Source organism: Empedobacter sp. 225-1, from assembly GCF_030328185.1.
Lineage (GTDB): Bacteria > Bacteroidota > Bacteroidia > Flavobacteriales > Weeksellaceae > Empedobacter > Empedobacter stercoris.
This window is the reverse complement of record NZ_JACALO010000072.1, coordinates 1-4,680: the sequence shown is the minus strand read 5'-3', so window position 1 is coordinate 4,680 and position 4,680 is coordinate 1. Positions and strand designations below refer to the sequence as shown.

The window sequence follows — 4,680 nt, the reverse complement described above, 5'->3', positions numbered from 1 at the left end:
ATAACGAAAATCATATGCGTTTAAGCGAAATATTAAACTCGCACTACAGCTAACAAGGTATTGCCAAAAGCGGGGCTAAAGTAAAAAACTCAACTTCTACCCTACTATCCCGCCAAAAACGAATTTTATTCGTTTTTTTTCTTAAATTTAACTCATAAAAATTCGTTTTGGCTTGCCTCGGTGCAGAATTTAAGCTTTCAGCCATAAATTCCCCGCCTTCGGCAATACCCGAAACGTTAGCAGAAATACTTTAAACCTGAATAAATGAATAAATTTTTATTAATATTTTTTTTAATAACTCCAATTTACATATTTTCACAAGTAAACGTCAAAGGATATTACAGAAAAGATGGAACATATGTAAGACCTCACGTTAGAACTTATCCTAACAATACTGTAACAGACAATTATAGTTATCCAGGAAATTATAATCCTAACTTAGAATACAATAAACCAAATTATAATTCAAATTATAATAACTCTAGATTAAATAGTTCATCAAATAATTCTAATTACAATAACTATAATAATTCTGAAACAAAAAAGAACTCAAATTATTCCAACTCTGACAATTCTAGATATAGTTCAAAGAAGTATGTAAATACCCAAAAAGTAAACATTAGAAGTACTCCAAATACAGGTAATAATATTATTGGTGAACTATCATACGGAGAAGAAATAAAATTTTTAAACAAAGTAGGTTATTGGGATAAAGTAATCGTAAAAACATATAACTCATATTCAAATTCTTATGAAAACAACATAGGTTATATAAATAGTAGATTTCTAAGTAATTCTAATAATTCAAACGAGATTATTTATAATAATTATGAAAAAAATGTACAAAAAAAATATATGGTAATTGCCTCGAAAACTCATTTTTGTAACTCACCTAATATAAATAGTAAAAAAACGTCTTATTTGGTCTATGGAGATATGATTAATTCAATTGCTGAATCTAAATATTTCGTTTATACTGAATTTTATAATAGTAGTGGAAAGAAAACTATTGGTTGGATTCTAAAAGATCATTTAACAATTTACTAAAAGTACTTCTGCTAACAAGGTATTTGCGAAAAAACGGGTTGAAGGCTAACTTTTTTGTCATAATTTTCCACTCGCAAAATTGCTTTTCTTAAAACAATACACTAATTTAGTTTTAGCCAAGCAATTTGCTTGAACGGACGAACTTGAACTTTGTTCAATTTCTCTCCCGTTCTTCGCAAATACTCGGCTCGTTAGCCGTCAGTTTGGCGTAACGTGCTAAAAAAGACGTAAACAAAATGACAACAGAATTAAGTATATTTGATAAAATTAAAAACTATATAGATATGAAATTTGGCTGGATAGTTAAAGCGTATAAAAGTAAAGTAAAAGTTAGTTCATCAGGCGATGTATATATTAGAAGTAAAGATGTTTTTAAAGGTCAAAAAGACGATGCAATAAAAACATTAGAAAAAATATCAAAATTAACAACTTTTAAATTAGAGGATGCCAAACGTTGAACTTAACTATTTGTTGTTATTACCTTTATTAGGTGGTTATACTTTTCTTTCTATTTTTTATTATACTAAATTTCAACATAGTAGAATTGAAACACAAAGATTGATTTTTCATTCTATAATTGTAGGTATATTTTTAATTATTGTGTCATCTTATATTGACACATATATCTTGAAAAAACACTTTTTAAATCTTAGAGAGTTTTTAGGTAAGTTTATTTTAATAGATATTGAAAACTTAAACTTTTTTCTTCTTACATTTCTTGTTTCTCCTTTGTTAGGTTTATTCTTAAATTTAATAATTCCGACTAATATAATGATGTGGAAAGTTATTGATAAATGGGGTGATGAATTTGAAAAACTTTATTATTTATCACTTAATGAAAAAAAGTTTTCTAAGAGATTGGTAATGGTTACTTTAGATAATAATAAAGTCTATGTTGGATATATTTTGAGACTTACAAAACCACTTTTAACACAACAACTTGAGTTAATACCAATTATAAGTGGATATAGAAAAGATGATACTAAAAAAGTAGAATTCACAACACCTTACATAAAAGTTATAAGCGAGTTAATACAAAATGAAGATTTTGACATTATTGATGAGGAACTTTTAGTTGTATTACCTAAAGACAAGATAGTTACAGCATCAAGGTTTTATCCAAAAGTTTACGAAAAATTTCAAGAAGAATCTTATCTAATTGAATGTGCTAATGTAATAACTAACTAAACAAATATAAATTATGAAAAACCCACAAAAAACAATCGGTTACATTTTACTATTTCCACCAATATTATCGGTCTTATTGTTTACAATAAATCTGTTAGTGAGAGATAGCGGTGATATTATAAAAATGTCAAATTTAAGTGCTAATTGGAGTGGTTGGTATGACGTAAGTGGAGACGGAGGTGCAGGTTTTACATCGGCAACACCCATTTATTTTGGCTTAATGGCAATTGCAGGAGCATATTTAATAAAAAATTCAAAAGAAGAATAAAACCGAACGGCTAACAGCAGTTTGCAAAAATGGCGGGTTTTGGGCTTAATTTAAAGTTGGTTTTGTACTTGCAAAGTCAGTGAAAAACCGAAAGTTTAGGCTTCCTTAATTCGCCACTTCTGCTAACAAGGGTTTGTAGCAATAGGGGCAGAAGTGCTTTAATTGAGCTGTGTACTTCTAATCAGCTTTAGTGGGTAATTCAACAGTAGTGCTTTTAATCCCCTACTGCTACAAGCCCCAAATCGTTATGCAACAATATTAGCAAGCAACTATGACACGAATTTTACTATTTTTATTCTTAGTGCCTTTCATTTCTTGCAAAGAAAACAGTACAAGCAATAATGAAAGAATGTTGAAAATAAAAGAAAAAGAATTAGAATTACGAGAACGGGAAATTGCTCTTCGTGAAAAAGAAAATCTCAAACCACTAACAAAAGAAAATAATAGTCTCAGTGAATTATTTAGAGAAAATAAAGACGCTGTATTTCTTGTTTTTGCTGGTAATGATTACAGCTCATCTCAAGGCAGCGGATTTTTTATTCGAGAAGACGGTATAGGTGTTTCAAATTATCACGTCTTCGAAGATGCAGAACAGGCTCTTATTAAAACTAATGATGGGAAAAGCTATATGATAACCGAAATTTTAAATTATAGCAAAGAAAAAGATTTCATAGTTTTCAAAATTTCAAATACAACAAATAATAACTTTAAATCAGTAGTTTTTGCAAATATAAGCCCTGAAATTGGAGAAGATTGTTTTGCTATTGGAAATCCAAAAGGGTTAGAGCAAACTTTGTCAAAAGGAATAATTTCTGCGTTTAGAGAGGATTACATTCAAACGACCGCTCAAATAACACACGGAAGCAGTGGTGGAGCATTATTTAATAATAAAGGGGAAGTTATAGGAATAACAACAATGGGATTAAACGAGGCTGACTTAAATTTTGCACTTAATACAGTAAATTTTGATTTTTATAGAGAGAATAAAATAAGAAGAAGTCCAATTGCTGTTCAGAAAAATCACGACTTTAATAAAACAGCAATACAAGTAATTGAAAACTATTTTACGGCTTTAAGTGAAAATGACTTTGCACGACTAGAAACAATTTTCGCAAATAGATTAACTAGATTTTATAACGAATTCAACTTTTCTAAACAGAAAGCTATTGCAGACCATAAAAATTATGCGAAGACCTATCCTTACCCAAAATGTAAAATTGATTACAACTCAATAAAAATGAATAGAGATTATGATGGTTCTATTTTAATCAATCTATATATGGACTTTACAATCAAAAAGAATAGTTGGAATGCAAGTAAGACATTCACCTATGATATGTATATAAAACTAAATAGTAATTTTGAGATTAATTCAGTATTTACAAACATTATAAACTCCAAATAATACTGATGCAAACAAGAGTTGCCGCAATGGATGATGACGTGGTTAATTGAAAGTTTCGGTTTTCTATTCCTCAAAAAGCCAATTATATTGACTTTTTTCTTAAATTTATTCAATTAATTGGCTTTTGCTTACCGTGTCGCTAAATTGAAACTTTTCGCTTCAATTTCCGCCACTCTCGCAAAGCCGCGGCCCGTTAGCTGTAATTGCAAAACAAAACTTAGTCATATAAATACAAGATAATTTAGTTAAGTACTTTAATGAAAATTTTAAAAATTATTTTTATTTCCTTTTTGGGAATTTTAATTATTACTTCAATAAAATCTTTATTTTTTCCCGAATGGACTTTTACTACTCGATTAAACTACAATCTTTTTTGGGGAATACATTATTCATCAATAATTCTTAGCATTCTATGTTTGTTGATAATATTTATAAAATCTAACATCACAAAAATTGTATTTGGATTAATTGCAATTATTTTGACATATTTAATTTTTTATTTACAATTCAATCCGATTGACACAAACAAATATCCGACTGATATTAAAATATTGAAAGTAAAAGGGAATGAAAAAACAGTAATTCGTGAAAAACATAAAGGAATATCTAATCAAATTATTAAAGATACAGTTACAGTACAAGATATTGTAATATTCAGAAAGATAATTTCTAAGAATAATTAAATTGCAACTACAGCTAACATTGGTAACTGTTGCACAACTCCAATTTTTATAAAAATTTAAAATATTTGACCTCGTTTAAGCCATTTTAA

The 4,680-nt window shown here is 28.3% G+C and carries 6 protein-coding genes; all 6 read left to right on the top strand.

The window, feature by feature from the left end:
* The first annotated feature begins 264 nt into the window (after window positions 1-264).
* The 6 genes from HX088_RS13645 to HX088_RS13620 all read left to right on the top strand — a co-directional run bounded on the left by HX088_RS13645 (window position 265) and on the right by HX088_RS13620 (window position 4,591).
* A complete protein-coding gene (locus tag HX088_RS13645) occupies window positions 265-1,047 on the top strand; it encodes an SH3 domain-containing protein (RefSeq protein WP_121935588.1) in 783 nt (260 codons plus the stop codon).
* Window positions 1,048-1,283: 236 nt separating this feature from the next.
* Window positions 1,284-1,505, top strand: a complete 222-nt coding sequence (locus HX088_RS13640) for a hypothetical protein (RefSeq protein ID WP_286484445.1) — start codon at window positions 1,284-1,286, stop codon at window positions 1,503-1,505.
* A complete protein-coding gene (locus tag HX088_RS13635; protein WP_286484444.1) occupies window positions 1,492-2,235 on the top strand; it encodes a hypothetical protein in 744 nt (247 codons plus the stop codon). The genes HX088_RS13640 and HX088_RS13635 overlap by 14 nt, the downstream gene beginning before the upstream one ends.
* Window positions 2,236-2,248: 13 nt before the next feature.
* A complete protein-coding gene (locus HX088_RS13630) occupies window positions 2,249-2,503 on the top strand; it encodes a hypothetical protein (RefSeq protein ID WP_286484443.1) in 255 nt (84 codons plus the stop codon).
* 271 nt (window positions 2,504-2,774) lie between these two features.
* Complete coding sequence (locus HX088_RS13625; RefSeq protein ID WP_286484442.1) at window positions 2,775-3,908, top strand: S1C family serine protease; 1,134 nt, start codon at window positions 2,775-2,777, stop codon at window positions 3,906-3,908.
* Between the two features lie 479 nt (window positions 3,909-4,387).
* Complete coding sequence (locus HX088_RS13620) at window positions 4,388-4,591, top strand: hypothetical protein (protein ID WP_286484441.1); 204 nt, start codon at window positions 4,388-4,390, stop codon at window positions 4,589-4,591.
* Window positions 4,592-4,680 lie beyond the last annotated feature (89 nt).